This window comes from Pseudomonas lini (genome assembly GCF_001042905.1).
Taxonomy (GTDB): Bacteria; Pseudomonadota; Gammaproteobacteria; order Pseudomonadales; family Pseudomonadaceae; genus Aquipseudomonas; species Aquipseudomonas lini.
Genome location: NZ_JYLB01000011.1, coordinates 158,400 through 184,427 on the forward strand (window position 1 = coordinate 158,400; position 26,028 = coordinate 184,427).

General features: G+C 59.4%; 26 protein-coding genes. 14 read left to right on the plus strand and 12 right to left on the minus strand.

The genetic code is table 11. The features are described 5' to 3' along the window. Positions 1-100 precede the first annotated feature (100 nt). The 5 genes from hflK (TU81_RS26575) to cfaB all read left to right on the plus strand — a co-directional run bounded on the left by hflK (TU81_RS26575) (position 101) and on the right by cfaB (position 7,458). Entirely contained in the window at positions 101-2,065 is a 1,965-nt protein-coding gene (gene hflK / locus TU81_RS26575) for a protease modulator HflK (RefSeq protein ID WP_048397468.1), read from the plus strand. Continuing rightward, positions 2,062-3,111: a protease modulator HflC gene (gene hflC / locus TU81_RS26580; protein ID WP_048397400.1), complete on the plus strand. Its 1,050-nt coding sequence runs from the start codon at positions 2,062-2,064 to the stop codon at positions 3,109-3,111. Before hflK (TU81_RS26575) ends, hflC begins: the two co-directional genes overlap by 4 nt. Next, entirely contained in the window at positions 3,108-4,166 is a 1,059-nt protein-coding gene (hflK, locus tag TU81_RS26585; RefSeq protein WP_048397402.1) for a protease modulator HflK, read from the plus strand. Before hflC ends, hflK (TU81_RS26585) begins: the two co-directional genes overlap by 4 nt. Next, positions 4,163-6,073 carry a cation-translocating P-type ATPase gene (locus TU81_RS26590; RefSeq protein WP_048397405.1) on the plus strand — a complete coding sequence of 637 codons (1,911 nt, stop codon included), beginning with the start codon at positions 4,163-4,165 and terminating at the stop codon, positions 6,071-6,073. Before hflK (TU81_RS26585) ends, TU81_RS26590 begins: the two co-directional genes overlap by 4 nt. A gap of 197 nt (positions 6,074-6,270) precedes the next feature. Further along, positions 6,271-7,458, plus strand: coding sequence for a C17 cyclopropane fatty acid synthase CfaB (gene cfaB / locus TU81_RS26595; protein WP_038980482.1), 1,188 nt, complete (start codon positions 6,271-6,273; stop codon positions 7,456-7,458). Here the strand turns inward: cfaB and cls are convergent. Further along, entirely contained in the window at positions 7,455-8,894 is a 1,440-nt protein-coding gene (gene cls, locus TU81_RS26600; RefSeq protein ID WP_038980485.1) for a cardiolipin synthase, read from the minus strand. The genes cfaB and cls overlap by 4 nt on opposite strands. A gap of 131 nt (positions 8,895-9,025) precedes the next feature. Between cls and TU81_RS26605 the strand changes: the two genes are divergently transcribed. Beyond that, positions 9,026-9,547 carry a DUF3617 domain-containing protein gene (locus TU81_RS26605; protein WP_038980487.1) on the plus strand — a complete coding sequence of 174 codons (522 nt, stop codon included), beginning with the start codon at positions 9,026-9,028 and terminating at the stop codon, positions 9,545-9,547. 78 nt (positions 9,548-9,625) lie between these two features. On the opposite strand, the gene TU81_RS26610 is transcribed toward TU81_RS26605, so the two are convergent. From TU81_RS26610 to folE2, 7 genes are read right to left on the minus strand one after another with little or no spacing between them, the layout of a single operon-like run. Then, entirely contained in the window at positions 9,626-10,528 is a 903-nt protein-coding gene (locus TU81_RS26610; RefSeq protein WP_038980489.1) for a His/Gly/Thr/Pro-type tRNA ligase C-terminal domain-containing protein, read from the minus strand. Between the two features lie 35 nt (positions 10,529-10,563). Further along, positions 10,564-11,901 (minus strand): dihydroorotase, encoded by a 1,338-nt coding sequence (locus TU81_RS26615; RefSeq protein WP_048397407.1) that lies wholly within the window; start codon positions 11,899-11,901, stop codon positions 10,564-10,566. 2 nt (positions 11,902-11,903) lie between these two features. Further along, positions 11,904-12,464 (minus strand): gamma carbonic anhydrase family protein, encoded by a 561-nt coding sequence (locus TU81_RS26620; protein WP_048397409.1) that lies wholly within the window; start codon positions 12,462-12,464, stop codon positions 11,904-11,906. After that, positions 12,461-13,336 carry a metal ABC transporter substrate-binding protein gene (locus TU81_RS26625; protein ID WP_048397411.1) on the minus strand — a complete coding sequence of 292 codons (876 nt, stop codon included), beginning with the start codon at positions 13,334-13,336 and terminating at the stop codon, positions 12,461-12,463. Before TU81_RS26625 ends, TU81_RS26620 begins: the two co-directional genes overlap by 4 nt. An 11-nt stretch (positions 13,337-13,347) precedes the next feature. Then, positions 13,348-14,214 carry a metal ABC transporter permease gene (locus TU81_RS26630; protein ID WP_048397413.1) on the minus strand — a complete coding sequence of 289 codons (867 nt, stop codon included), beginning with the start codon at positions 14,212-14,214 and terminating at the stop codon, positions 13,348-13,350. Then, positions 14,214-14,882: a metal ABC transporter ATP-binding protein gene (locus TU81_RS26635; protein WP_038980499.1), complete on the minus strand. Its 669-nt coding sequence runs from the start codon at positions 14,880-14,882 to the stop codon at positions 14,214-14,216. Before TU81_RS26635 ends, TU81_RS26630 begins: the two co-directional genes overlap by 1 nt. Beyond that, positions 14,879-15,775 (minus strand): GTP cyclohydrolase FolE2, encoded by an 897-nt coding sequence (gene folE2, locus TU81_RS26640; RefSeq protein WP_048397416.1) that lies wholly within the window; start codon positions 15,773-15,775, stop codon positions 14,879-14,881. The genes TU81_RS26635 and folE2 overlap by 4 nt, the downstream gene beginning before the upstream one ends. 86 nt (positions 15,776-15,861) lie before the next feature. On the opposite strand from folE2, the gene TU81_RS26645 reads away from it, so the two are divergent. Beyond that, the gene (locus tag TU81_RS26645; RefSeq protein WP_048397418.1) at positions 15,862-17,070 is read left to right on the plus strand and encodes an N-acetylmuramoyl-L-alanine amidase; all 1,209 of its coding nucleotides are present in this window, start codon (positions 15,862-15,864) and stop codon (positions 17,068-17,070) included. Between the two features lie 182 nt (positions 17,071-17,252). Continuing rightward, positions 17,253-17,723, plus strand: coding sequence for a hypothetical protein (locus TU81_RS26650; RefSeq protein WP_048397419.1), 471 nt, complete (start codon positions 17,253-17,255; stop codon positions 17,721-17,723). Between the two features lie 89 nt (positions 17,724-17,812). Here TU81_RS26650 and TU81_RS26655 read toward each other — a convergent pair whose 3' ends face one another. After that, the gene (locus TU81_RS26655; RefSeq protein ID WP_048397420.1) at positions 17,813-18,190 is read right to left on the minus strand and encodes a hypothetical protein; all 378 of its coding nucleotides are present in this window, start codon (positions 18,188-18,190) and stop codon (positions 17,813-17,815) included. A gap of 126 nt (positions 18,191-18,316) precedes the next feature. Between TU81_RS26655 and dksA the strand changes: the two genes are divergently transcribed. Genes dksA through TU81_RS26670 form a run of 3 tightly spaced genes read left to right on the plus strand, consistent with a single transcriptional unit; the run spans position 18,317 to position 20,608 of the window. Further along, a complete protein-coding gene (gene dksA, locus TU81_RS26660; protein ID WP_048397422.1) occupies positions 18,317-18,721 on the plus strand; it encodes an RNA polymerase-binding protein DksA in 405 nt (134 codons plus the stop codon). Positions 18,722-18,749: 28 nt separating this feature from the next. Next, entirely contained in the window at positions 18,750-19,958 is a 1,209-nt protein-coding gene (gene zigA / locus TU81_RS26665; RefSeq protein WP_048397424.1) for a zinc metallochaperone GTPase ZigA, read from the plus strand. Next, a complete protein-coding gene (locus TU81_RS26670) occupies positions 19,958-20,608 on the plus strand; it encodes a DUF1826 domain-containing protein (RefSeq protein WP_048397426.1) in 651 nt (216 codons plus the stop codon). The genes zigA and TU81_RS26670 overlap by 1 nt, the downstream gene beginning before the upstream one ends. A gap of 4 nt (positions 20,609-20,612) precedes the next feature. Here the strand turns inward: TU81_RS26670 and TU81_RS26675 are convergent, their stop codons facing one another. Continuing rightward, positions 20,613-20,969: a hypothetical protein gene (locus TU81_RS26675; RefSeq protein ID WP_048397429.1), complete on the minus strand. Its 357-nt coding sequence runs from the start codon at positions 20,967-20,969 to the stop codon at positions 20,613-20,615. Positions 20,970-20,996: 27 nt separating this feature from the next. Between TU81_RS26675 and TU81_RS26680 the strand changes: the two genes are divergently transcribed. Beyond that, the gene (locus TU81_RS26680) at positions 20,997-21,962 is read left to right on the plus strand and encodes a CobW family GTP-binding protein (RefSeq protein WP_048397431.1); all 966 of its coding nucleotides are present in this window, start codon (positions 20,997-20,999) and stop codon (positions 21,960-21,962) included. Positions 21,963-22,049: 87 nt separating this feature from the next. Here TU81_RS26680 and TU81_RS26685 read toward each other — a convergent pair whose 3' ends face one another. Next, on the minus strand, positions 22,050-22,463 hold the full coding sequence (locus tag TU81_RS26685) for a DUF3301 domain-containing protein (RefSeq protein WP_038980524.1): 414 nt from the start codon (positions 22,461-22,463) through the stop codon (positions 22,050-22,052). A 120-nt stretch (positions 22,464-22,583) separates the two neighbouring features. Here TU81_RS26685 and pdxY point away from each other — a divergent pair, with 120 nt between their 5' ends. After that, positions 22,584-23,456: a pyridoxal kinase PdxY gene (gene pdxY, locus TU81_RS26690; protein ID WP_038980525.1), complete on the plus strand. Its 873-nt coding sequence runs from the start codon at positions 22,584-22,586 to the stop codon at positions 23,454-23,456. 115 nt (positions 23,457-23,571) lie between these two features. Here pdxY and TU81_RS26695 read toward each other — a convergent pair whose 3' ends face one another. Continuing rightward, positions 23,572-24,054 (minus strand): acyl-CoA thioesterase, encoded by a 483-nt coding sequence (locus TU81_RS26695; protein ID WP_007896533.1) that lies wholly within the window; start codon positions 24,052-24,054, stop codon positions 23,572-23,574. Between the two features lie 197 nt (positions 24,055-24,251). Here TU81_RS26695 and TU81_RS26700 point away from each other — a divergent pair, with 197 nt between their 5' ends. After that, positions 24,252-26,015: a cation:proton antiporter gene (locus TU81_RS26700; RefSeq protein WP_038980527.1), complete on the plus strand. Its 1,764-nt coding sequence runs from the start codon at positions 24,252-24,254 to the stop codon at positions 26,013-26,015. The last annotated feature ends 13 nt before the right edge of the window (positions 26,016-26,028 follow it).

Sequence of the window (26,028 nt, forward strand, 5' to 3'; positions counted from 1 at the left end):
GCGACAGGTTCAGGGTTTTAGATAGAGCGATTTACGACGAATATTTCACCACTTTCGTTATATCGTAACGAATTGTGATGTGAGCGATGGCTGGGGTGGTATGCAAGTCGATCTCGATGGCGATGGGGCACAGATAGCAGGGCTGCCGCGCTTTCAGCAGGCGGTCATTCAAGGACGGCGATTGCGGCAATTCGCGATCGGTTTAGGGGCCTTGGCTGGCGCAGGACTGGTGCTGGCGTTTTTTGTCGGGCTGTTTGCGCGGCAGTCGCTTTGGCCGGCATTGCTGGTTAATCAGAGCGCCGGTTTGCTGGTCATGGTCGCCGGCCTGCAATCGGCCTGGTGGGTAACGCAGTGGCGCGCACGGGCGATGAATCCGGTCGTGTTAGTGCCGGTGGCTGTCGCTGAAGAAGTCGTTGCCGCCGAAGGCTGGTACGAGCGGTTGCTGGACCGGATCAGTCAGCGTTGGTTGCGCTTGCTGGGGCAGATTGGTGCCCCGACGCTTTGGCTTGCCGGCTGGGCGTTATTGACGATGTACTGCATCGAGCAAGTCTGGAACCTGACCCTGCCGCCCGCTGCGTTGGGGTTGTCGGCCAGTGTCGGTGCCACGCTGTCGTTGCTGCTGGCTTTCGGTTTGCTGGTGCTGGAGCGGCAACTGGCGCAGGAAAACGTCGCCCAGTGGCCCGAAGCAGGGCCGTTGGCGCAGCTGACGCGGGTCGCGATTATTTGCCTGGTGCTCAGCGCCCTGTGTTTGCTGTTCGGCAGCGAAACATCGGTCTGGCCGGTACGTCTGGCGGTGCTGATCGGCTTGCTGCCGGGGCTGGTCGCCGTCGAGTTACTGCTACGGGCCGTGTTGTCGCTGTTCAGTCCTCGTCGTGAACAACTGGAGCCGGCCTTGCTGGCGCGAAGCTTCGTCGCCGACATGCTGCGCTGGCCGCCGCAACCTTTGCTCGCATTGCAGCACGAATTGCACAACCGCTTCGGTATCGACCTGCGACAAATCTGGGCCTTTACTTACATGCGCCGGGCGTTTTTGCCGGTGCTGGCGGTGGTGGCTATCGTCGGTTGGTCGCTCACCGGCATTCACGAAATTGCGCTGCAAGGCCGAGGTATCTATGAGCGCTTTGGCAAACCGGTGGAAGTTTTCGGTCCCGGTTTGCACGCCGGTTTGCCGTGGCCACTGGGCCGCGTGCTGAGCGTCGAGAACGGCGTGGTCCACGAGTTGGCCACCAGCGTGGGCGAAACGTCGGCACCGGTCGAGGCCGAACCAGCCGAAGGCCCGGCACCGGCGATTGCCAATCGCTTGTGGGACGCCAGCCATGTGAACGACAAATCCCAAGTCATCGCCAGCAGTCGCGCCGACAAGCAGAGCTTCCAGATCGTCAATATGGACGTGCGCTTCGTCTATCGCATCGGCCTGAGTGATCAGGCGGCGCTGGCCGCGACCTACAACAGCGCCGATGTGCCAACGTTGATCCGCAGCACCGCCAGCCGGATTCTGGTTCACGATTTCGCCTCGCGAACCCTCGATGGTTTGCTCGGCGAGGACAGGGTAGGGCTCGCCGAAGAGATCGGTCGCGCCGTGCAGGCTGACCTGCAAAAACTCGATAGCGGCGTGGAAATTCTCGCCACGGTGGTTGAGGCCATTCACCCGCCAGCGGGGGCGGCCAACGCTTATCACGGCGTGCAAGCGGCGCAGATTGGTGCTCAGGCATTGATTTCCCGTGAGCGCGGCGCTGCGGCGGAGGCGACCAACCAAGCACAGTTGCAAGCCAGCATCGCTCACGATCAAGCCACGGCCAGTGCTCATGAAATCAACTCGACCGCTCAGGCCGCCGACCTGAAATTTGCCGCCGAGCGAAAGGCTTATTCCAGCGCCGGCCAAGCCTTCGTGCTGGAGCAATACCTCAGTCAACTGACCCAAGGTTTGACCAACGCCAAGCTGCTGGTTCTCGACCATCGTCTGGGCGGCAACAGCAATGCACCAACCATCGACCTACGTACATTCACGCTGCCGGCTGACCCTGCGCCGCCGCGTAATTCCGCTCAGCCAGGAGCCGTCCATTGAGCCAGCCGACGCCTACACACAATCGCGATCACGATGATCACGCCGGCCACGATCACGGCCATGGCGGGCATCACCACGGCCATCACCATCATCACCACGGCGACCCACACGAAGCGGGCCCTTTCCCGTGGCGGCGAATGGGTTGGGCGGCGCTGCTGGTGGCGTTTGCCATTGCGGCGGCGAGCCTGGTGCAAGTGCGTTCGGGAGAGGCCACGGTCATCACTCGCTTCGGCAATCCATCGCGGGTGTTGCTGGAACCCGGTCTTGGCTGGCGCTGGCCGGCACCGTTCGAGGCGGCGATTCCGGTGGATCTGCGGCTGCGCACCACCTCCAGCGGTTTGCAGGATGTGGGCACGCGCGATGGTCTGCGCATCATCGTGCAAGCCTACGTGGCCTGGCAGGTGCAGGGTGATCCGGACAACGTGCAACGCTTTATGCGCGCCGTACAGAACCAGCCGGACGAAGCGGCGCGGCAGATCCGCACCTTTGTCGGCTCGGCGCTGGAAACCACCGCCAGCAGTTTCGATCTGGCTAACCTGGTGAACACCGATGCCAATCAGGTACGCATCGCCGATTTTGAAGCGCAACTGCGTCAGCAGATCAATCAACAGTTGCTCACCACTTATGGTGTGCGAGTGCTGCAAGTCGGCATCGAGCGTTTGACGTTGCCGTCGGTGACGCTCACCGCGACGGTTGATCGTATGCGCGCCGAGCGTGAAACCATCGCCACTGAACGCACGGCCATCGGCAAGCGTGAAGCCGCGCAAATTCGCTCTGCAGCCGAGCGTGATGCGCGAATCGTGCAAGCCGATGCGACGGTGAAAGCTGCGGACATCGAAGCCCAATCCCGCGTCGAAGCCGCGCAGATTTACGGCCGTGCCTACGCCGGTTCGCCGCAGCTCTACAACTTGCTGCGCTCTCTCGACACCTTGGGCACCATCGTCACGCCAGGCACCAAACTGATTTTACGCACCGATGCCGCGCCGTTTCGGGTGTTGGTTGACGGCCCGCCGACGCTCGATAACAAGTCCGGGTCGCAGCCATGAGTTTAGTTCCACGTGGAACAAATGAGTTGAGCAGCCCCTGGATTCAGGCCGGGCGCTTGGCTTTTTTGGCGCTGTACGCCGTAACTGTGCTAGCTGCTTTGGCATGGGCATTCTCAAATGTGCGGCAAATCGACCCGCAAAATCGTGCCGTGGTGCTGCACTTCGGCGCATTGGATCGCATTCAAAATGCCGGTTTGTTGTTGGCATGGCCGCGTCCGTTTGAGCAGGTAATCTTGTTGCCGGCAGCGGATCGGGTGATCGAGCGTCGGGTGGAAAATCTGCTGCGCACCGATGCTGCATTGCAGGCGGATCGAGTCGCGAGTTTCGCCACGCCCATCAGCGATGCGCTCGCCGGCTCAGGTTATTTATTGACCGGTGATGCGGGCGTCGTGCAACTGGATGTGCGGGTGTTCTATAAAGTCACCGAACCCTATGCCTTCGTCCTTCAGGGTGAGCATGTGCTGCCGGCACTGGATCGGCTGGTGACGCGCAGTGCTGTGGCGCTCACCGCCGCACGAGATCTGGACACCATTCTGGTGGCTCGACCGGAACTGATCGGTGCCGACAGTCAGGCCGCTGAGCGCCGCGAACGTCTACGCGGCGATCTGGTGCGGGGCATCAATCAACGCTTGGCCGAACTGACGGCGACCGGGCAGGGGATGGGCATCGAAGTGGCGCGGGTCGATGTGCAATCGAGTCTGCCCGGCCCGGCGGTGAACGCGTTCAACGCGGTGTTAACTGCCAGCCAGCAGGCCGACAAAGCCGTGGCCAACGCGCGCACTGAAGCCGAGAAGCTGACCCAGTCCGCCAACGAGCAAGCCGACCGCATGCTGCAAGTGGCTCACGCTCAAGCCAGCGAACGCCTGGCCAAAGCCTCTGCCGACACCGCCACGGTGCTGAGTTTGGCCAAGGCGCAACAGCAGGGCACCGACCCGCAAATGCTGCTGCGTATTTACCGTGAACGGATGCCGAAGATTCTCGGGCAGGCCGGCTCGGTGACCACGGTTGATCCAAAAGACGATTCCCGCCTGATCATTCAGGGAGCTGCGCAATGACTGCCCAAACCGCCGCCGCGCCGAGCATGTTGTCCTCGGCTGAACAACGTAGCGCCGCGCGCCAGTTGACTCTGGCCATGCTTGCACTGGGGTTGCTTGCGCTAGGCCTTATCTGGCGTTGGTTGTCGCCGGAGCAGACCGGTGTCAGCCAATTGCTGCTGGGTTTCGCGTCCTTGCTGGTGGCCGTGCCGGTCATGCGCTCGGCGTGGTACAGCCTGCGTTATCCGAGCTTGCACGGGATCACCGATCAGTTGATTGCCTTGGCCATGCTCGGCGCCTGGGCCACAGGCGATCTGCTCACGGCGGCGCTGCTGCCGATCATCATGATCTTCGGTCACGTGCTGGAAGAGCGCAGCGTCATCGGTTCCCAAGAAGCGATTCATGCCCTTGGCAAACTGACTCGCAGCCATGCACGCAAGATTCAGGTTGACGGTTCCGTCGTTGAAGTCGACAACGGCACACTCAAGGCCGGTGACCTCGTGGAGGTGCGTGCCGGTGATCGAGTGCCGGCGGATGGCCGGGTGTTGTCCGGTCAGGCAAGCCTCGACACCGCCTCGATTACCGGTGAGTCGGTGCCAATAGAAGCTGGCGTGGGCATGCCGGTGTTCGGCGGGGCGATCAATCTTGATGGCCTGCTGCGCATTGAAGTGACCCGCACCGGTAACGAATCGACCTTGGGTAAAGTCATCGCGCTGATGCAAAGCGCCGAACGTTCCAAGCCGCCGATCACCCGTTTGCTCGAACGCTACGCCGGCAGCTACATGGTGTTGGTGTTGCTGCTGGCCGCCGTGACCTGGTTTGTTACCAACGATGCGCAAGCGATGCTCGCGGTGTTGGTAGCGGCTTGTCCTTGCGCGCTGGTGTTGTCGGCACCGGCCACGGCCATTGCCGGGGTGGCGGTGGCGGCTCGGCACGGGATTCTGATTCGCAGCTCGGCGTTCCTCGAAGAGTTGGCTGACCTGACGTCGTTGGTGGTCGACAAGACCGGAACCCTGACGTTCGGCACCTTGCGCCTGCAATCCATCGACAGTCCACTGCAAGATCGCAGTCAGGTACTGAAGCTCGCCGCCAGCCTCGGTTCCGCCAGCAGCCACCCCGTCAGCCGCGCTTTGGCCGGGTTGGTCACTCAGGAACACTTTCTGCTGCTCTCTGACATTCATGAGCGTCAGGGGCTGGGTGTAGTGGCGATGACCGAGCAGGGCGAGGCGGCCCTCGGTCGTCCTGAGCTGTTCGCGCAATTGGGCATCAACACATCAGCTGTGCCCGAACACGACGGCCCGATTGCCGGATTGGCACTCAACGGTGAATTTCTCGCTTGGCTGTTGCTCGCTGACAGCGTCAAACCCGAGGCGCGGTTTGCCCTGAGCGAATTGCGTGAACTGGGTTTGGGTCGTCAGTTGTTGCTCACCGGGGATCGGCAGAGCGTTGCGCATACGCTGGCCCGGGATGTGGGCATCAGCGATGTCGAAGCCCAGGCCTTGCCCGAGGACAAACTCAATCGTGTGCTGAAAGAAATCGGCAGCGGATTCCGGCCGATGGTGGTGGGAGACGGCATCAACGATTCCCTGGCGCTCAAGGCCGGTGTGGTCGGCGTGGCCATGGGGGCGGGCGGTGCGGACATCGCGCTGGCCTCGGCCGATATCGTACTGATCGGCAGCGACCTGCGCCGGCTGGGAACCTGTGTGCGCTTGAGTCGCCAATGCCGCCAGACCTTGCAGGTCAACGTGATCATCGGTTTGGGCTGGACCCTGGCCATCGTCGCGTTCGCCGCATTCGGCTGGCTCGGCGCGGCAGGAGCGATGATTGCCGCCCTCTTGCACAACTTGAGCACGTTATTGGTGCTCGGTAATGCCGGGCGTTTGCTACGCTTTCAGGAACCCCTACTCAAGCTTAAGGATGAGGTGTGAGCGTCTACAACTTTTCAGAACTGTGTGCCGGATTTGTAGTCATCTAGGGTAAGGCGATCATTTTCAACGGTCGCCCGCCGGCTGGCTTCACTGTTGGAAGCAATACGGGAATAGAAAAAGGCTATTAATTCGATAGCCTGCTATTTTTCAAGGATGGTCTACCCTCAGATTTGTCGTCTGAAAAAGGGGGGCTTTTCATGCTCGCGCAACTTCCACCGGCCTTACAGAATCTGCAATTACCGCTTCGCTTGCGACTCTGGGACGGCCATGAGTTCAATCTGGGGCCGACGCCCAGCGTCACCATTGTGGTCAAAGACCCCCACATGGTTACCCAGTTCACCCATCCCAGCCTTCATGCGCTGGGGGCGGCATTTGTCGAAGGCAAGCTGGAGCTGGAAGGCTCCATCAGCGATGTGATTCGTGTCTGCGATGAATGGAGTCAGGCACTAATCAACGAAGACGAAGATGCGCAACCGGAGCGCTCGGTTCACGACAAGGAAACCGACGCCCAAGCCATCTCCTATCACTACGACCTCTCCAACGCGTTTTATCAACTGTGGCTCGACAGCGACATGGCGTATTCCTGCGCCTATTTCGAAACCGGCAGTGAAACCCTCGAGCAAGCTCAACAAGCCAAGTTTCGCCACCTGTGCCGCAAGCTGCGGTTGCAACCAGGCGAGTATCTGCTGGATGTCGGTTGCGGCTGGGGCGGGTTGGCGCGGTATGCGGCTCGTGAGTTCGGCGCGAAGGTGTTCGGGATAACGCTCAGTAAGGAGCAATTGGCGCTGGCCCGTGAACGGGTGAAAGCCGAAGGCCTGGAGGATCAGATCGAATTGCAACTGCTCGACTACCGCGATTTGCCTCAGGACGGGCGCTTCGACAAGGTGGTCAGCGTGGGCATGTTCGAACACGTCGGCCACGCCAATCTGGCCGAGTACTGCAAAATCTTGTTCGGTGCGGTGAAAGAGGGCGGTCTGGTGATGAACCATGGGATCACCGCCAAGCACACCGACGGTCGGCCGGTTGGGCGCGGCGCCGGTGAATTCATCGAGAAGTACGTGTTCCCCAACGGCGAGCTGCCGCACTTGGCGATGATCTCGGCCGAGATCAGCGAAGCGGGGCTGGAGATCATCGATGTCGAGAGTCTGCGTCTGCATTACGCGCGAACCCTGGACCACTGGAGCGAACGCCTGGAAGACAATCTGGAAGCTGCCGGCAAACTGGTGCCAGAACAGGCTCTACGCATCTGGCGGTTGTACCTGGCGGGGTGCGCCTATGCCTTCGCCAGAGGCTGGATCAACCTGCATCAAATCCTCGCGGTGAAAGCCCATCCCGATGGCAGCCATGAACTGCCATGGACCCGCGATGACATTTACAACCCTTAAAGAATCGGTGAAATAAGCCGGGCGATCCGCATGCCGATCTGTTGCAGGCGGTGGGTCTCCCGGCCTTCTTCTTTGGCGATCTCGTGAGCCTGGGCGAAGTCATCGTTGAGCATCTGTTCCACTTCGGCGGCAAATACGCTGTCGACCGTCAGCAACATCACTTCGAAATTCAGCCGGAACGAACGGTTGTCCAGATTGGCGCTGCCGATGGCGCTGATTTCGCTGTCGATCAACACCACTTTCTGATGCATGAACCCCGGCTGGTAACGGAACAAGCGCACGCCTGCACGTACCGCTTCGAAGGCGTAAAGGCTGGAAGCGGCGTAGACGATCCGGTGATCCGCCCGCGCTGGCAACAAAATCCGTACATCCACACCACGCAACACTGCCAGTCGTAACGCGGCGAACACCGCTTCATCGGGGATGAAATAAGGGGTGGTGATCCACACCCGTTCCGTCGCCGCATGGATGGCTTCGACGAAGAATAGCGAACAGGTTTCGTAGGAATCCGCCGGGCCGGTGGCCAGCAATTGGCAGAGCACGCCGTCATCCGGATAAACCTCCGGCAGGATCAACGGCGGTAGCGAACGGGCCGCCCAGAACCAGTCTTCGGCAAAGGATTCCTGCATGCAGGCCACCACCGGTCCGCGCACTTGCACGTGGGTGTCGCGCCAGGGTGCCAAGGGTGGTTTTTCGCCCATGTATTCGTCACCGACATTGAGCCCGCCGACAAAACCGACAATCCCGTCGACCACGACGATCTTGCGGTGGTTGCGGAAATTGACCTGAAAGCGGTTGAGCCAACCGCTGCGGGTGGCGAAGGCTTTGACCTCAATACCGGCATCGCGCAACGGCTGCACGTAACCGTGGGGCAGGGAGTGGCTGCCGATGCGGTCGTAGAGCAAGTAAATCGCCACGCCCTCTGCTGCTTTCTTCATCAGCAGGCTGTGCAGGCGTTGGCCGAGGCGGTCGTCGTGGATGATGAAAAACTGGATCAGTACCGCTTGCCGGGCGTTGCTGATGGCGTCGAAAATCCCATCGAAGGTGGCTTGGCCATCGATCAGCAAGCGTACTTCGTTATTCGCCAGACAAGGCATGCGTCCCAGTTTCGGCATAGCCCTCAAAGACGCGTAGGCGCTGGAGGCGCGAGCAGCCAGTGCCTCTTCTACCCAGGGGCGCCAGTTCAGCTCGGAGATTGCCTTGCGCATTTCCTCGTTGGCTTGCCGCCGGGCCTTGATGTAGCCATCGAAGGTGCTGCGGCCAAAGACCAGATAAGGGATAAGCGTGAGGTAGGGAATGAACAGCAGTGACAGAGCCCAGGCGATCGAGCCCTGGGCGGTCCGAACGGTCAATACGGCATGGATGGCGGCAATCGAACCCAACGTGTGCAGCATTGCGATCAGATAACCGAAAACATGCGGTCCAAAATAATCCATGGGGCAGCCTTGCTCCTGAAGATTCAATGCTTAACAGACCATGTTCCGGGCAGAATGTCGCTATTTAATTGGCCCATGAACCGAAGCCCGTGGCTGACGTCTAACGGCCACTAATGATCAGGAGTAACTCGATGAACGTTCGTCTGCTGGGTTTGGCCATTGCGTTTGGTTTGACACTTCCTGTGGCTGCTCAGGCGCAGATGTTGCAACCGGGCTTGTGGGAAATGACTTCAAGCAACATGAAGGTCGATGACCAGAACCTGCCCGATCTGCAATTGATCCTCGGCCAGATACAGAGTCAGATGACCCCTGAACAGCGCGCCATGCTGGAAAAGCAGGGTATCACCATGGGTGGTAAAGGGATTCGGGCGTGCCTGACGCCTGAGCAGGTGAAGACCGACAACATTCCACTGACGGACCCACAATCGGGCTGCAAGCAGGAAATCACCGAACGCACCGGCAACCAGTGGAAATTCCGTTTCAGCTGTCCGAAAGCGCAAGGTGCGGGTGTCGCCACGTTCCTCAGTGATCGTGAGTTCACCACCAAGGTCAACGGCACCTTCAACGCCACCGGCATTCAGCAGAAAGGTAGCCTCGATACTCGCGCTGTGTGGTTGGGTCAGAATTGCGGGACTGTTAAACCCAGAGCTTAAAAGCTTCGCGGGCAAGCCCGCTCCCACAGGGATCACACTTGACCTTGTGGGAGCGGGCTTGCCCGCGATGGCGTCCGCTCAGGCACCTCCAGTCTTGGACGGATTCAACAACTCACACACCGCCTCAATCCCTTTCTCCCCAAAGTCCTCTCCACTGCCGCTGCGCATACTGACAAACCCGCCTTCCTTTTCCTTCTCTCCCACCACCAACAGATACGGCACTTTCTGGCTGTGCTGGCGAATCTTGTGACTGATTTTCTCGTTACGCAGATCCGAGTTGGCCCGCAGTTCGCGGCGGCGCAGTGCCTGGGTCACCGAGTGCGCATAAGCGCTCTGACGTTCATCAATGTTCACGACCATCACCTGCGGCGGCGCTCGCCAGGTGTCCAGCTCCTGTTGGCTGGACCAGCACGTGCCGTAGATCCGTTGCTCAGAGGTGCCGCCAATATGATCCAGCGCGAAGGCCTGCAACACCTTGGTGGTGGGAACATGCGGGCCTGTGGCAAAACTTTCAAAATCCCCCAAGCGATACAGCGATAACCGTTCGGTTGACGTCCCCTGGAGAGCTGTTTCCTGGCGGATCGAATGGTTGGTCGCCGCCAGTGCACGCATGCGCGCTTCAATCAGGGGCAGCTCGGCCAGGGTTAAAGAGCGCTGGAAAGCAAACTCATAAAAGAAACCATCACCCAGTGACGATCCGGCTCGCAACTGTGCATTCGGATGGAGCTGTTTGACGGCCATGGCCAGCATCAGCGTGCAGGAACGGCGAAGGATCTCCAGGCCATCGGGTTCCTGGGGCGTGACGATACTGACCCGGGCATCGCCCTCGATCAGGAATCCACAGTCCACCAACACGCCGTCGACCCGACCGGCCACCGCCGCGTTGGCCAACCCGAGACTGATAGTTGCAGCGACTTCATACACAGTCAGCGGCTGATCGTACTCACGCAATGAACCATCGGGCAGGGTGATGTGGATCATGATCGGTGTTCTCGAATGTTTTTCGATAACGCGCGCTAGCGCATAAACCGTAGGGCTAAACCCTGGCAGCTGTCATTTAGACGTTGGTCGTGCCAGGCAATTTGCCCCGACACCACCGTGGTGCTGACGCTGTGGCGAAAACGATGGTAGGTGAAGGGCGTCCAGCTGCATTGAGAGAGGATCGGTTGCCGGGAAACGGCAAGGCCATCGGTCTCGGGTTTGATCAACACCAGGTCTGCCCAGTAGCCTTCGCGCAGGTAGCCGCGGTCGGGGATGGCAAACAGATCGGCGACCCGGTGGCTGGTCTTGGCCACAAGGGTGGTGATCGGCAAAACTTTATCGGCCACCAGTTCCAGCAGCGCGGGCAGGGCGTGTTGCACCACCGGCAAACCGGACGGCGCCTGGCTATAGGGCCGCTGTTTTTCGGCCCAGGTGTGAGGCGCGTGATCGCTGCCGATCACGTCCAGTCGATTGCTCAACAGCGCTTTGCGCAAGGCGTCACGGTCGGCCTGGGTCTTGATCGCCGGATTGCACTTGATCAGGTTGCCGAGGCTCGGGTAGTCGCGATCATCAAACAGCAAGTGATGCAGACAGACTTCGGCGGTGATGCGCTTCTGTGTCAGCGGCTGGTCTTCGAACAGCGTCAGCTCACGGGCAGTGGTCAAGTGTAAAACGTGCAGTCGGGTGCCGTGTTGCCTCGCCAGATCAACGGCCATTGAGGAGGAGCGAAAGCACGCGTCGGCGTTGCGGATCAGCGGGTGAGCGGCGGGCGGAAGGTGCTCGCCGAACAGTTCTCGCAGGTTCGCAGCGTTGGCTTCGATGCTGGCCGTGTGTTCGCAGTGGGCCAACAAAATGGTCGGTACTTCGGCAAATAGCCGCTCGAGAATCCGTGGATCATCCACCAGCATGTTGCCGGTGGAGGCGCCCATGAACACTTTGACTCCGGCCACCTCGCAAGGATTGAGCGCGGCGACGGTATCGAGATTGTCGTTGCTCACGCCGAAATGAAAACCGTAGTTGGCCACTGAGTCGGTCGCCGCTCGACGCTTCTTGTCGGCCAGCGCGGCGAGGGTCAGGGTGGCCGGGGAGGTGTTGGGCATGTCCATGAAGCTGGTGATGCCGCCGGCCACCGCCGCTCGAGACTCGGTATGGAAGCTGCCCTTGTCTGGTGCTCCAGGGTCGCGGAAATGCACCTGGTCATCGATCATGCCCGGCAGTAGCCACTGGCCGTTGGCGTCGATTTCCACGGCGGCCGTTTCACCTTCGATGCTGCTGGCAATCTTGACGATGCGACCGTGGCTTACCAGCAAATCACCGTCGAATTCACGACCTTCATTGACCAGCCGGGCATTGCGAATCAGCACGCTACTCATGCTCAGAACTCGTTTTGCAGGGCTTTGTAGCCGCGCACCAGATCGACGTTGGTGCGCGCGACGTCTTCGGAAAACTCCGAGGCGCTGACGCTCACCGGTGGGAACTGCGACAGGTCGGTGTTGGGGCCGATGCGCGTGGTGGAGGGCACGTAGAAGTCTTCAGGCAGGTCACGACCGTCGACCACCGAGTTGTGCCGCACCACGCAACCGTCGCCCACCGCGCAGTTGAACAGTACGCTGTTGAATCCGATGAACACGCGGTTACCGACGGTGCAGGGGCCATGCACGATGGAGCGGTGGGCGATGGAGCTGAACTCGCCAATGTTCACCGCCGCACCGGACTTGGAGTGGATCACCACGCCGTCCTGAATGTTCGAATTGGCGCCGATGGTGATTGGCTCCATTTCGCCTGAGTCATCCACTTCATCGGCGCGAATCACCGCGTAAGGACCGACGAACACGTTCTCGCCGATCACCACTTTGCCGCAGATGATGGCGGTTTTATCCACATACGCGGACTCCGCAATCAACGGCAGATCACCCGAAGGGTTCTTGCGGATCATGGCTTGCTCAACGCCTCATACAAGGTGTTGAGGTTGTATTCGAACAACCCGGCGAACGTACTGGCCGGGCCGGTTGCCGCGAGGGCATCGGAGTACAGCGTGCCGCCGATATGCGCGCCGCTTTCATCGGCGATTTGCTTGAGCAGGCGTGCGTCCTTGATGTTTTCCATGAACACCGCTTTGACCTTGGCCTGACGGATCTGCGTGATCAGCGCAGCGACTTCGGCGGCCGATGGTTCACGTTCGGTGGACAGTCCTTGAGGTGCCATGAAGTCGATGCCGTAAGCCTGGCCGAGATAACCGAAGGCGTCATGGGAGGTCACGATTTTGCGATTACCTGGCGGCAGCGAACCGAGCTTGGCTTTGGCCTCGGCGAGCAAGGCGTAGATCTTTTTCAGGTAGGCTTGGCCGTTGTGTTCGTAGTCGGTTTTGTTGGAAGGGTCGGCGGCGATCAGCGCTTTGGTGATGTTGCTGATGTACAGCTCGGTGTTCGCCAGATTGTGCCAGGCGTGGGGGTCGGGAATGGTTTCGCCGTCTTCATCCAGCGAGCGTGGAATGACACCGTGGCTGGCACTGATGACCGCAGCTTTGGTCTCGGTGCTGGTCACCAGACGGTCCAGCCATGGCTCGAAACCTAGCCCGTTCTTGATGATCAGTCTGGCCTTGAGCAATGCCTTGGCATCGTCCGGAGTCGGCTCGTAGGTATGGGCATCGGCGTCCGGCCCGACCATATTGGTGATCTGAATATGGTCGCCGCCGACCTGTTGAGTCATGTCGGCGAGGATGCTGAAGCTGGTGACTACCTGGAGTTTTTCCGCGGCCGACAGCGACATCGACAGCATCAAACTGAACAGCACGAGTAAAGCGCGCATCGTGTAACACCTCATTGGGATGTGAGCAAAGGCGGGCGGCGCAGCAAACCGTGCACCGGACCGAACACCACGGACAGCAAATACAAAGCGCCAGCCACCAGCACGATCGCCGGGCCGCTGGGCAGTGAGTAGTAAAACGACAGCAACAAGCCGAACCAGACCGAGAGGCAGCCGAGCAGCGCGGCGATGGCCATCAGCACCGGCAAGCGACGACTCCAGAAGCGAGAAGCCGCAGCCGGCAACATCATCAAACCGACCACCATCAGGGCGCCGATGGCCTGGAAACCGATCACCAGGTTCAGCACCACCAAGGTCAGAAATACCCCATGAGCCAATGGCCCGAGGCGGCTGACGGTTTGCAGAAAAAGCGGGTCGAGGGTGTCCAGCAACAGGGGTTTGTAGATAAGGGCCATGGCGATCAGGCTGAAGCCCGAGACCCAAATCATGCCGGTCAAAGTAGGCCCGTCGACCGCGAGCGCCGAGCCAAACAATAGGTGCAACAGGTCCAGTCGCTTGCCGGCGATACCGAGGATCAGCACGCCGCTGGCCAGCGATATCGGGTAGATCGCGGCCAGGCTCGCGTCTTCTCGCAGGCCGGTGCGGCGGGTGATCCACGCGGCCAGTCCGGCCATGCTCAGACCAGCGCCGAGGCCACCGATGGTCAACGCGGGCAAACTCAAACCGGCGAACCAGAAGCCCAATGCGGCGCCCGGCAAGATGCCGTGAGCCACCGCGTCGCCGATCAGGCTCATGCGCCGCAGGATCAGAAACACCCCAAGCGGAGCGGTGCTGCACGCCAGAACGAGACCACCAAGGAACGCCCGGCGCATGAATACGAATTCGTGGAACGGTTGCCAAAGCTGAGCGGCAGCGATCATCAAGCCACCTGCGTCTGGAGTTGTTGGCGAATCAGATCGGTACTGGGGCCGAGGACGCAGCCGCTGCTTTTGATCAAGAGGGCTTGTGGGATGTGTTGGCGTACGGCGGCGAGGTCATGACACACCACGACCAGGGTTCGGCCTTCGGCATGCCAGGCGTGGATGTGTTTCCAGAGCAGCGCTTGGCCGAGTTCGTCGAGCGCGGCGTGGGGTTCGTCGAGCAACAACAAGGGGGCTTCGGCGAGACTCAGCCGGGCGAGCAGGGCTCGCTGCAATTCGCCCCCGGAGAGGGCCATCAATGGGCGATGTTCCAGGCCGGTCAGGCACCAGTCTTCCAGCGCAGACTTGAGGCGCTGGCTGCGAATTTCCGGAGTTTGCTTGTTGCCCCAGAAACCTGCGGCCACCAACTCTTGCAGGCTGATGGGGAATTGCCGGTCCAGGTGTTGTTGCTGAGGCAGGAACGAAAGGCCGCCTTTGCGTGGAACATCAATGATGACTTTGCCGGCGAGTGGTTTTTGCAGACCGGCGATGACTTTCAGCAGACTGCTTTTACCCGAACCGTTGGCACCGATGACAGCGGTCAGACTTCCTTTGGGTAATTGGAAATCCATCGACGGAGTGAGCGGTTGACCGGGTGCGCCCCAGCGCAAGGCTTGGCATTGGATCATGCGGCCTCCCAATTCCAACGGCTTTCGGCGACGGCATCGTGGGCGTGAAGACTTTCGGCGTGAACGACTCGCACGTGAAAAGCGTTGATGCCGGGGGAGCGTTTCAGGGCCAGATTCAAGCGTCGAGCGGCGTCTTCGCAGAACATCAGGTTCTGGCCGTTGGCGAGGGCGAAGGCTTGTTCGTCGGCGCGTTTCACGGCGGTTTGCACCGCGGTGCCCAAGGCTGCTTCCGCATCGTTGATCGCGGCGATCAGCGGCAGGTCATCCAGATAGTCGTCCAGACGCAGCTGCAATTGCGCATTGCTGCGTTGGCTATGCGGCGTGGCGACGATGCCTTTCGTAGAGCCGAGCCAAGCCAGAACGTCAGCGTGTTGCAATGAACGATTGGCGAAGTCATCAACGAATTGTTGTTGAATCAACTGCCGCGAAAGCGCTGCTGAGCACGGGCAGGTTGAGGAATAAGGAACGTCGATTTTTAGTTCCACGTGGAACATCGTGTTTTTCAAACTGGCTTCGATGCTCACCGGATAAGTTTTCCAACCGGCCAGTGGACTGATAAGCGCGGGTCTTTTGAGCAATAGTTCGGTGTGAATTTTTAGGAACGCGTTGTGGGAAAGTCCTTCATGGCTTTGGAGAAAATTCTGCAAAACTCGCCGCAACAACGCGGGCGAAAGGTTTTCCTGCTCAAGCATTTCCAGCGCCAGATACAGCCGCGACATATGGATACCACGCGCCTCTCCATCGTCGAGGCTAACGCCAGCGTCGGCCTTTGCGCTCAGTCGCTGGCCATCGAATAAAACAGGAAGAGCAATGCCGCACATGCCCACCCAATCGAGTGGCAGGGCTTGGCGTGAGGCCTGCGCGGCGATATCCGGCAGAGTCAGCGCATTCATGAGCAGGTCCATCGTGGGAGTTGATTTGGCATGTTATATTATAACAATCAAATCGACGATGCCTTTTTCGTGAGCGGGCTTTCACCATGCACAGACGTCACTTGCTCAACCTGATTCTGGCCAGCGCGGCCTTCGCATTTCCCTTTTGCGCGTCGGCCACGCAAATTCGCAATGCACGACTGTGGCGTTCTGACGACAAGCTGCGACTGGTGTTCGATCTGAGCGGACCGGTGCAATACAAGACGTTTTCCCTGAGCGCTCCGGAACGGCTGATCATCGATCTGAGCGGCGCCAATCTCAGTGGCGACTTCAGTCAGTTGGCACTCAGCAACACGGTGATTCGCGCAATCCGCTCCGGACATTTCGGCCAGGGCGATACGCGAATCGTCCTCGACCTCAGCGGCCCGGTGCAGCTCAACAGTTTCCTGCTGGCGCCACAGGACGGGCAGGGGCACCGATTGGTGCTCGATCTGAAGACCGCTGCGCCGCTACAGATCGCGGCAGTGCCGTTGGAAAAAACTGAACCCGTCACCGATAAGGCTCACCCCAAGCGCGACATCATCGTGGTGGTCGACCCTGGTCACGGCGGCAAAGACCCGGGCGCGATCGGCGCCAAAGGTGAACGGGAAAAAGATGTGGTGCTGTCGATCGCCCAACTGCTGGCCAAGCGGCTGAAGCGTGAGAAGGGCTTCGACGTGAAACTGGTGCGCAACGACGACTTCTTCGTCCCGCTGCGCAAGCGCGTGGAGATCGCCCGCAAGCACAAGGCCGACATGTTCATCTCGGTCCATGCGGACGCGGCGCCGCGTCTCACCGCTTCAGGTGCGTCGGTGTACTGCCTGTCCGAAGGCGGCGCGACCTCGGCCACGGCGCGCTTCATGGCGCAACGGGAGAACGGTGCAGACCTGCTGGGCGCCACCAGTCTGCTCAATCTCAAGGACAAGGACCCGATGCTCGCCGGGGTGATTCTCGACATGTCGATGAACGCCACCATCGCCGCCAGTTTGCAGTTGGGCAGTACGGTGCTCGGCAGCCTCGCGGGCATCACCACGCTGCATCAGAAGCGCGTGGAACAAGCGGGATTCGCTGTATTGAAGTCGCCGGATGTGCCGTCGATTCTGGTGGAAACCGGCTTCATCTCGAACGCCCGCGACAGCCAGCGACTGGTGACTGCCCGCCATCAGCAAGCCGTGGCAGATGGTTTGTTCGAAGGGTTGCAGCGGTATTTCCAGAAGAATCCTCCGGTTAATAGTTATTTGGCTTGGCTGAACGAACAGAAGCAGCTATCGGCGTGAGCCCGAATTAAAAACTCGATTATTTAAGCGTCAGTAAATAATAAAAAACAGACCTGATATCGCCAGAAAGTCTTTGTTTTCATGGATTACCTATAAGAACTGACAGTAGACGACATGTCAGTTATCACTTTAACTAGCAAAGGTAAAAATAATTTAAATTTATTGAATATTGAGGTGTGAATATGCGTTCTATTAAATATGTTGAGGATTTTGACGCGCTAGAGGATAAGAAATATGAAACGGGGGAAATGCTGGTCACTCCTCATATGACATTTGTCACTACCTCGCCAAGCAACTCATTGGGGATAAGTATTGGACTAGTTCGGTCTGAAAAAGGGTTTAACAAAAAAGGTCTCTTGTCAGACAATAATAGTCATTTTGGACCTGGGGATTTAATTGTAACGTTCAGGTATCCCCGTATCAAAGGCTTTGAGTTTGCTTTTCATGGATATAACGCTCATGGATATGAATGTAAATATTTTGATCAAGGTGGACAGTTTATCAATGCACTGCCGTTGAAAACCGATGAGGCCCAATTCGTTAGATATGAACGAAGTGAAGAGGGCGTTTATATTTCACGGCTTGAAATTAACTTTTGGTCGGATTATGCATATATGGCAGTTGATCAATTTAGTATATGGAAAGAAGAATAGTTGTGCGACTCTTCCTATAGTCGTTACCTCCGCTTGCCTTGACCCGGGGTGTCTTTTTACCTTTATGCGACAGGGCATTCGCTTGTAACTCAGCAGCCGGTCATTCGGCTGCACGTGAACTTGCCGCTGCTGCCGCCGGAGCTGGAAAACCGATTGATGGTTGTCCAGCCAACCCGGCGGTTGTAGCCGACCCAGGCTTCGCCATCGGACGCGATGCCCGTGAAGAACGTCAGTTGCCCATAGCGGCTGTTGGTTTGCGCCCATTGGCGTTTGCCGGCCACTTCGAAGCCGCGCAGGTAGATCGTGCTACCGACGGTGTTGACGCTGTAGGCATTGCCGTCGGCATCCACGCAGGCCAGCAGATTGGCGCTACGGGTGCAGTTGGCCAGGCTCGGGACTTGTCCCCAGGCATCGACCGCGATCAGCAACGAAAGGCTCAACAGCGAGAATCTCAGGGCGTTTCCCATGGCATTTCTCAAGGGGGCGGACGGCTCAAGCATCGTGCCCTTTGTCGTGGCGAGCAAGAGGGGAGTGGCTTATTTGCATTGTTATACTATAACATAAAAGTACACCCGCTCTGATGATCCACCGCCATGACTGAACAAGAACTCCTCGCTCAATCTGCCGCCGATTACATGAACGACGCCCAGCAAGGCTTCTTTCGCGACCTGCTACTGGCTCAGCGCAGCGAGTTGCAGGAGCGCATTGCCGGCGAGTTCGACGCGTTGCGCGAGCAGGAACCCCATAGCGATCCCGCCGATATCGGCAGCGCCGAAGAACAACGCCAGTGGCAACTGCGCCTGCTGGAGCGGGAAAAGAAGCTCCTGGACAAGATCGACGAAGCCCTCGAACACCTGGCTCGCGGCCAGTACGGCTGGTGTCGCGAAACCGGCGAGCCGATAGGCCTCAAGCGCCTGCTGCTGCGGCCCACCACCACTCTGTGCATTGAAGCCAAAGAACGTGAAGAGCTGCGCGAACGCCATCAACGGGCGATTTGACCGGCCACATCCTGATGAGGAATACCTGATGCCCAATCGTCTCCCCGTGACCGTCCTGTCGGGCTTTCTCGGCGCCGGAAAAAGTACACTGCTTAATTACGTACTACGTAATCGCGAAAATTTGCGGGTCGCGGTGATCGTCAATGACATGAGTGAGATCAACATTGATGGCAGCGAAGTTCAACGCGATGTGAGCCTGAACCGTGCCGAAGAAAAACTCGTGGAAATGAGCAACGGCTGTATTTGCTGCACCTTGCGCGAAGACTTGCTCGAAGAAGTCAGCAAACTCGCCAAGGACGGTCGTTTCGATTACCTGTTGATCGAGTCCACGGGCATTTCCGAGCCTCTGCCCGTGGCGGAAACCTTCACGTTTCGCGATGAAGAAGGGCAGAGCCTGGCGGACATCGCGCGGCTCGACACCATGGTCACCGTGGTCGACGGCATGAACTTCCTGCTCGACTATCAGGCCGCCGAAAGCCTCGCTTCCCGTGGCGAAACCCTGGGAGAGGAGGACGAACGCTCAATCACCGACCTGTTGATCGAGCAGATCGAATTCGCCGACGTGATTCTGATCAGCAAAATCGATTTGATCAGCAGTAGCGAGCGCCAGGAGTTGATCGCGATCCTCGAACGGCTCAATTCCCAGGCGGAAATCATTCCGATGGTCATGGGCGAAGTGCCGCTCAAGAAAATCCTCAATACCGGACGCTTCGACTTTGAAAAGGCCGCTCAGGCGCCGGGATGGTTGCAGGAATTGCGCGGTGAACACGTACCGGAAACCGAGGAATACGGCATCGCCTCCACGGCTTATCGGGCGCGGCGACCATTTCATCCGCAACGCTTCTTCAGCTTCATCGATCGTCCGTGGGTGAACGGCAAATTGCTGCGCTCCAAAGGCTTCTTCTGGCTGGCCAGCAAACACCGGGACGCTGGTAGCTGGTCCCAGGCCGGCGGCTTGATGCGCCACGGTTTTGCCGGACGCTGGTGGCGTTTCGTGCCGAAAAACCAGTGGCCGCAAGACGAAGAAAGCACCGCCGGGATCATGGAAAACTGGACGGCGGCCACCGGTGATTGCCGTCAGGAGCTGGTGTTTATCGGCCAGAACATCGATTTCGCGCAACTCACCGTCGAACTCGATAACTGCCTGCTGACGGATGCTGAAATGGCCTTGGGTGTCGAGGGCTGGCAGTTACTGCCCGATCCGTTTGGTCCTTGGCACGAAGAGGCGGCCGCTTGATGTTAGCGCCCAGTCTGAAGCTGCGACCGGTCATTTATCAGGTTCAAGGTGATACGCCAAAAGCGCTGACCGGAATTCTGGACGACGGCGTGAACCTTGCCCTCTGGCAACGCCAACTCCCGGCGCACATTGCCGATTTCGGTGGTTTGTTGTTGTCCCTGAACGAGCCGCTGGCCGAGGCGCTGTCCCTGGAAATGCCAGGCGATGACGCCGAACCCAATCTCCACGGCTTAGCCTCAGGCTTCAGCGACCTGGAAGGCTACGAAGGCTTTATCGCTGACGTTTCCTGGCTGGTCAGCGCTTTCGCCTGCCTGTTGGGCGCCCAGCGTATCGGCCTGCGCCTGCGGGTTCTGGACAAAGCCATGTGCCCGCGTTTCCACGTCGATCATGTGCCGGTGCGGTTGATCACCACCTACGCAGGTATCGGCAGCCAATGGCTGAAAGAAGGGGCGATGGATCGGCGGCAGTTAGGCAAACCGGAGGCTGAGCCGCAGGACGATTCGCTGATCCAGCAAATCACCAGCGGCGAAGTGGCGCTGCTTAAAGGGGAGAAGTGGCAAGGCAACGAAGGCTTCGGTTTGATCCACCGCTCGCCGCAGCTGGCGCCGGGCGAGCGTCGTTTGATTCTGACCCTGGACTGGCTGAGTTAGTGGCTCAAGGCTTGAGCCAGGTTCCCTGGCTCTGGGCTTCGCAAAACGGCTTTAAATACGCCGCATCGGTGGCCACGCCGTAATAGTGAATATCCTGCCGGTAAGGCATATTGGCGACTTGAGCATTACTGCACACCCCGAACGCGCCGGTGGGGCATTGGTCGACGTACAGCACCTCGACTTTCTGCCCGGGTAGATTCGGCTGGCAGAAACCATCGGCGAACAGTTTTTCCGGGATGCTGCGGTTTTGCTGGCAAACCTTCACGTCGAGCCGCTCAGCCGTGCTGTGCACCACGCAGGCCTGAGCCAGCGCTTCGCCCGATGTGAGCGCCAGAAGCAACGACCATCCCATCAACCGCATTCTTTACCTCCTCAGAAAACCTCGACCATGTTGCAGAACATTCCCACCCACGTCATTGCCGGCCCGCTGGGTGCCGGCAAGACCAGCCTGATCAAGCACCTGCTGGCGCAACGGCCAGCAGGTGAGCGCTGGGCGGTGTTGATCAACGAGTTCGGCCAGATCGGTCTGGATGCCGCGCTGTTGACCCAGGACGCCGATGGTATCGCACTGGGGGACGTGGCCGGGGGCTGTTTGTGTTGCGTCAATGGTGCACCGTTTCAGATCGGCCTCGGGCGGTTGCTGCGCAAGGCTCGACCGGGTCGGCTGTTCATCGAGCCCTCCGGCCTGGGGCATCCGGCGCAGCTGCTCCGGCAATTGAGTGAGGCGCCGTGGCAAGGCGTCCTGGCGGTGCAGCCGTGCGTGTTGGTGCTGGATGCCCAGGCGCTCGCGGCCGGAAAGCCGCTGCCTGAGGCGCAACAGCAAGCGTTGGACAGTGCAGGGTTGCTGTTGCTGAATAAGGCAGAAGGGCTCGACGACAGCGATCGTCAGCGAATTGCCACACAGTTGCCGATGCGTCCTTTGTACTGGACGCAGCAAGCCGTCTTGCCCTTGAGCGAGTTACCGGGGCTCGGGGCTCAGGCTGTCGGAGGTGTGGATAACTTTGTCATGCCCAAGGGATTGGCGCAGATGCCGGCCATTTGGACTGACCCCACGCTGCCGATTTGCTTGAGTCAGGCGCAGGAGGGTGGCTGGAGCGTTGGATGGCGGTGGCATCCGAGTCAGATATTCGATGCGGTACTGATCGGGAAATGGCTTGAGCGCCTTGAATGGCGGCGGGCGAAGTTGGTTATCCACAGTGTCGAGGGGTGGGTATCGGCGAATGCGCTGGATAATTCGTTACTGGATTGGCAGCCCAGCGAATGGCGTCGGGATTCGCGTATTGAGTTGATTTTCAGTGAGGCGCAGGCGGTTGAGTCGCTGCAAAGAGATCTGGCCGACTGCCGGTCGGGTTGAAGATCAAAAGATCGCAGCCTTCGGCAGCTCCTACAGGGTGTACGCAAAACTCAATGTAGGAGCTGCCGCAGGCTGCGATCTTTTGATTTATGGACGCCACTTCGTGTGTTCTTGCCGCCACTGACTCAGTTCAATCACCTCAGCTCTGGGCTTCGCGATATCGACCACCGGCGGAGTATCGTCGAACGGCATCGGGTAGGGCGCGAGCTCGATCTGTGCGCTATGGGCGCCGAACTGGATGATGGTGCCGGTGTGGCGGGTTTCGCCGGTCACGGTGAATTCGAAGTTATACACACGGGCCAGGCGCCGACGGCCATTGGCGTCTTTAATGAAAGCGATCTTCTTCAAGGCTACGTTGCCGTCCAGCAGCTCGATCCGCAGCTTGGTGCAATGCTGCATGACCCGCTCCAGCGCGCGTTCGCGCAAGCCGTGGTTGTGCCACAACCACGCACCACCAGTGGCGAGCAGCATCAGCACGAGGATATTTCCGAGGGTCAGCATCAACAGGGTGCTCCAACAAGATAGTGCCAGCTTAACTGCGTCGCCGGTCTGTCGTACAGGCTGCGTTTAGTCGCATACTGCGCGGCTCGAATTTCAATCGTTTGACGGAAAACTCACCGCATGAAACGTACGCCCCATGTGCTCGCCATCCAGTCCCACGTGGTGTTCGGCCACGCAGGCAACAGCGCCGCGGTTTTCCCGATGCAGCGGATCGGGGTGAACGTCTGGCCGCTCAATACCGTGCAGTTCTCCAACCACACGCAATATGGCCAGTGGGCCGGAGAAGTGCTGGCCCCGCATCAGATTCCGGAATTGGTGGAAGGCATCGCGGCGATCGGTGAGCTGGGCAATTGCGATGCTGTGTTGTCCGGCTATCTCGGCAGCGCGGCCCAGGGCCGGGCGATTCTCGCGGGCGTGGAACGAATCAAATCGATCAATCCCAAAGCGCTATACCTCTGCGACCCGGTGATGGGCCATCCGGAGAAGGGCTGCACCGTTCCAGCCGAGGTCAGCGATTTTCTGCTGGAAGAGGCGGCTGCGGTGGCCGACTTCATGTGCCCGAACCAGTTGGAGCTGAACAGCTTCTCGGGGCGCAAGGCGCAGTCTTTGTTCGATTGCCTGGCCATGGCGCGCGCGCTGCTGGCGCGTGGTCCAAAGGCGGTGCTGGTCAAGCATCTGGACTATCCCGGCAAACTGGCGGAGGGCTTCGAGATGTTGCTGGTGACCGCCGAAGGCAGCTGGCACCTGCGTCGGCCGCTGCTGGCGTTTCCGCGTCAGCCGGTCGGCGTTGGTGACCTGACTGCAGGGCTGTTTCTGACGCGCGTGCTGCTGGGTGACAATCTGGTGAGCGCCTTCGAATTCACCGCGGCGGCGGTGCATGAAGTGCTGCTGGAAACCCAGGCTTGTGCCAGCTATGAGCTGGAACTGGTGCGGGCGCAGGACCGGATCGCCCATCCGCGGGTGCGGTTCGAGGCAACAGCGATTAGCCTTTAAAAGCTTCGCGGGCAAGCCTCGCTCCTACAGGTTCGGGTTGATCACACAATATGTGTGCGACTCGAACCTGTAGGAGCGAGGCTTGCCCGCGAAAGCAATCTAAAGACCGAACACCTCAGGCGTCGCCCTTGATGTCCTGATAACGCTTTTCCAGTTCCTGGCGAATCTGCCGACGCTGCTGCGCCTGCATGTACCGACGCTTGTCTTCACTGTTCTGCGGTTGCAGCGGCGGGACTGCAGCCGGTTTGCGCTGGTCATCCACCGCGACCATGGTGAAGAAGCAGCTGTTGGTGTGGCGCACCGAGCGCTCGCGGATGTTCTCGGTCACGACCTTGATGCCCACCTCCATCGAGGTGTTGCCGGTGTAGTTGACCGAGGCCAGAAAGGTCACCAGTTCACCGACGTGAATCGGTTCGCGGAAGATCACCTGATCCACCGACAGGGTCACCACATAGCGGCCGGCATAGCGGCTGGCGCAGGCGTAGGCCACTTCATCGAGGTATTTGAGCAGGGTGCCGCCGTGGACATTGCCAGAGAAGTTGGCCATGTCGGGGGTCATCAATACCGTCATCGACAGCTGGGCGTTTCCGGGTTCCATAACGTACTCACGGGTTCAAGGCAGAGTTTCGGGGTTGCACCTCTGTGGGTGCTTGGTTTTTCAAACCATCAGTTATCGGGACGCCGGGCGGGGGGGCGCCGTCACGCCCGAATCGACTGTTTCCATATATTGCACCGTCTTCCCGCCGGAAGTCGCGATGTTACCCTTCAAAAGCCCACCCCAAGGAGCCACACGCCATGCACGCCATCAGTTTCATTCAGGATCTGGCAGTGATCATGTTGATCGCGGGTGTGGTGACCGTGCTCTTTCATCGTCTCAAGCAACCGGTGGTACTCGGTTATATCGTCGCCGGCTTCATCATCGGCCCGCACACGCCGCCGTTCAGCCTGATCCATGACGAAGCAACCATCAAGACCCTCGCCGAACTCGGGGTGATTTTCCTGATGTTCTGCCTGGGTCTGGAGTTCAGCCTGCGCAAGCTGTTCAAGGTCGGCGCCACGGCGTTTATAGCTGCCTTCCTGGAAATCGTCCTGATGATCTGGATCGGCTATGAAATCGGCCGCTGGTTCGACTGGAATACCATGGACTCGCTGTTCCTCGGCGCGATCCTGGCGATTTCCTCGACCACCATCATCGTCAAGGCGCTCAACGACCTGAAGATGAAGAACGAGCGTTTTGCGCAGTTGATCTTCGGCGTGTTGATCGTCGAAGACATCCTCGGCATCGGCATCATCGCGTTGCTGTCGAGCATCGCGGTCAGCGGCACCGTCAGTTCCGGTGAAGTGTTTTCCACGGTCGGCAAGCTTTCACTGTTCATGATTGTCGCGCTGGTTATTGGCATTCTGCTGGTGCCCCGACTGCTGGCCTATGTGGCCAAATTCGACAGCAACGAGATGCTGCTGATCACCGTGCTGGGCCTGTGTTTCGGCTTCTGCCTGCTGGTGGTCAAGCTTGAATACAGCATGGTCCTCGGCGCGTTCCTGATCGGCGCGATCATGGCTGAATCGCGGCAACTGCTGAAGATCGAGCAGTTGATCGAGCCGGTTCGCGACCTGTTCAGTGCGATTTTCTTCGTCGCTATCGGCCTGATGCTCGACCCGATGATCCTGCTGCAATATGCCTGGCCGATCGCGGTGATCACCGTGGCCGTGGTGTTGGGCAAGATGCTGTCCTGCGGCCTCGGCGCTTTTATCGCCGGCAATGACGGACGCACCTCACTGCGTGTGGGGATGGGGCTGTCACAGATTGGCGAATTCTCTTTCATCATCGCGGCGCTGGGCATGACGCTGCAGGTCACCAGTAACTTTCTCTACCCGGTGGCGGTGGCCGTCTCGGTGATCACCACGCTGTTGACGCCGTATCTGATTCGCGCGGCTGATCCGCTGTCGATCAAGCTTGCAGCGGTGATGCCGCAGCGTCTGGGCCGTGTGCTGGGGATGTATGGCGAATGGCTGCGCAGCATTCAGCCTCAGGGCGAGGGCGCACTGTTGGCGTCGATGATTCGGCGGATTCTGTTGCAGGTAGGGGTCAATCTGGCGTTGGTGATTGCGATCTTTCTCTCGGGCGCGTTCTTCGCCGAGCGCATGTCCGTTTACCTGCAAGCCTGGGTCAGCGATCCGAGCTGGCAGAAAGCGTTGATCTGGGGCGGGGCGTTGCTGCTGTCGCTGCCGTTCCTGATCGCCGCCTATCGCAAGCTCAAGGCGCTGTCGATGCTGCTGGCAGAGATGGGAGTGAAGCCGGAAATGGCCGGCCGGCACACACAGCGAGTGCGTCGGGTGATCGCCGAAGTGATCCCGATACTCTCGCTGTTAGTGATTTTCCTGCTGCTGGCAGCCTTGTCGGCCAGTATTCTGCCGACCAACAAGTTGCTGGTGCTGATCGTCATAGTCGCGGCCGCGGTGGCGGCGCTGCTCTGGCGCTGGTTCATTCGCGTGCATACGCGGATGCAGGTGGCCTTGCTGGAAACGCTGGACAATCACAAGGAATCGTCCGGGCATTGACCACGCGATGCAT

Coding starts and splice junctions, on each gene's coding strand:
- cfaB (WP_038980482.1), top strand. CDS start 6,271: ATGCTCGCGCAACTTCCACCGGCCTTACAGAATCTGCAATTACCGCTT.
- TU81_RS26700 (WP_038980527.1), top strand. CDS start 24,252: ATGCACGCCATCAGTTTCATTCAGGATCTGGCAGTGATCATGTTGATC.
- TU81_RS26685 (WP_038980524.1), bottom strand. CDS start 22,463: ATGCTGACCCTCGGAAATATCCTCGTGCTGATGCTGCTCGCCACTGGT.
- TU81_RS26620 (WP_048397409.1), bottom strand. CDS start 12,464: ATGATCCGCAAGAACCCTTCGGGTGATCTGCCGTTGATTGCGGAGTCC.
- hflK (WP_048397468.1), top strand. CDS start 101: ATGCAAGTCGATCTCGATGGCGATGGGGCACAGATAGCAGGGCTGCCG.
- folE2 (WP_048397416.1), bottom strand. CDS start 15,775: ATGAATGCGCTGACTCTGCCGGATATCGCCGCGCAGGCCTCACGCCAA.
- TU81_RS26605 (WP_038980487.1), top strand. CDS start 9,026: ATGAACGTTCGTCTGCTGGGTTTGGCCATTGCGTTTGGTTTGACACTT.
- cls (WP_038980485.1), bottom strand. CDS start 8,894: ATGGATTATTTTGGACCGCATGTTTTCGGTTATCTGATCGCAATGCTG.
- TU81_RS26670 (WP_048397426.1), top strand. CDS start 19,958: ATGTTAGCGCCCAGTCTGAAGCTGCGACCGGTCATTTATCAGGTTCAA.
- TU81_RS26630 (WP_048397413.1), bottom strand. CDS start 14,214: ATGATCGCTGCCGCTCAGCTTTGGCAACCGTTCCACGAATTCGTATTC.
- TU81_RS26655 (WP_048397420.1), bottom strand. CDS start 18,190: ATGGGAAACGCCCTGAGATTCTCGCTGTTGAGCCTTTCGTTGCTGATC.
- TU81_RS26625 (WP_048397411.1), bottom strand. CDS start 13,336: ATGCGCGCTTTACTCGTGCTGTTCAGTTTGATGCTGTCGATGTCGCTG.
- TU81_RS26680 (WP_048397431.1), top strand. CDS start 20,997: ATGTTGCAGAACATTCCCACCCACGTCATTGCCGGCCCGCTGGGTGCC.
- dksA (WP_048397422.1), top strand. CDS start 18,317: ATGACTGAACAAGAACTCCTCGCTCAATCTGCCGCCGATTACATGAAC.
- TU81_RS26635 (WP_038980499.1), bottom strand. CDS start 14,882: ATGATCCAATGCCAAGCCTTGCGCTGGGGCGCACCCGGTCAACCGCTC.
- TU81_RS26590 (WP_048397405.1), top strand. CDS start 4,163: ATGACTGCCCAAACCGCCGCCGCGCCGAGCATGTTGTCCTCGGCTGAA.
- TU81_RS26675 (WP_048397429.1), bottom strand. CDS start 20,969: ATGCGGTTGATGGGATGGTCGTTGCTTCTGGCGCTCACATCGGGCGAA.
- TU81_RS26615 (WP_048397407.1), bottom strand. CDS start 11,901: ATGAGTAGCGTGCTGATTCGCAATGCCCGGCTGGTCAATGAAGGTCGT.
- zigA (WP_048397424.1), top strand. CDS start 18,750: ATGCCCAATCGTCTCCCCGTGACCGTCCTGTCGGGCTTTCTCGGCGCC.
- TU81_RS26650 (WP_048397419.1), top strand. CDS start 17,253: ATGCGTTCTATTAAATATGTTGAGGATTTTGACGCGCTAGAGGATAAG.
- pdxY (WP_038980525.1), top strand. CDS start 22,584: ATGAAACGTACGCCCCATGTGCTCGCCATCCAGTCCCACGTGGTGTTC.
- TU81_RS26695 (WP_007896533.1), bottom strand. CDS start 24,054: ATGGAACCCGGAAACGCCCAGCTGTCGATGACGGTATTGATGACCCCC.
- TU81_RS26610 (WP_038980489.1), bottom strand. CDS start 10,528: ATGATCCACATCACCCTGCCCGATGGTTCATTGCGTGAGTACGATCAG.
- TU81_RS26645 (WP_048397418.1), top strand. CDS start 15,862: ATGCACAGACGTCACTTGCTCAACCTGATTCTGGCCAGCGCGGCCTTC.
- hflK (WP_048397402.1), top strand. CDS start 3,108: ATGAGTTTAGTTCCACGTGGAACAAATGAGTTGAGCAGCCCCTGGATT.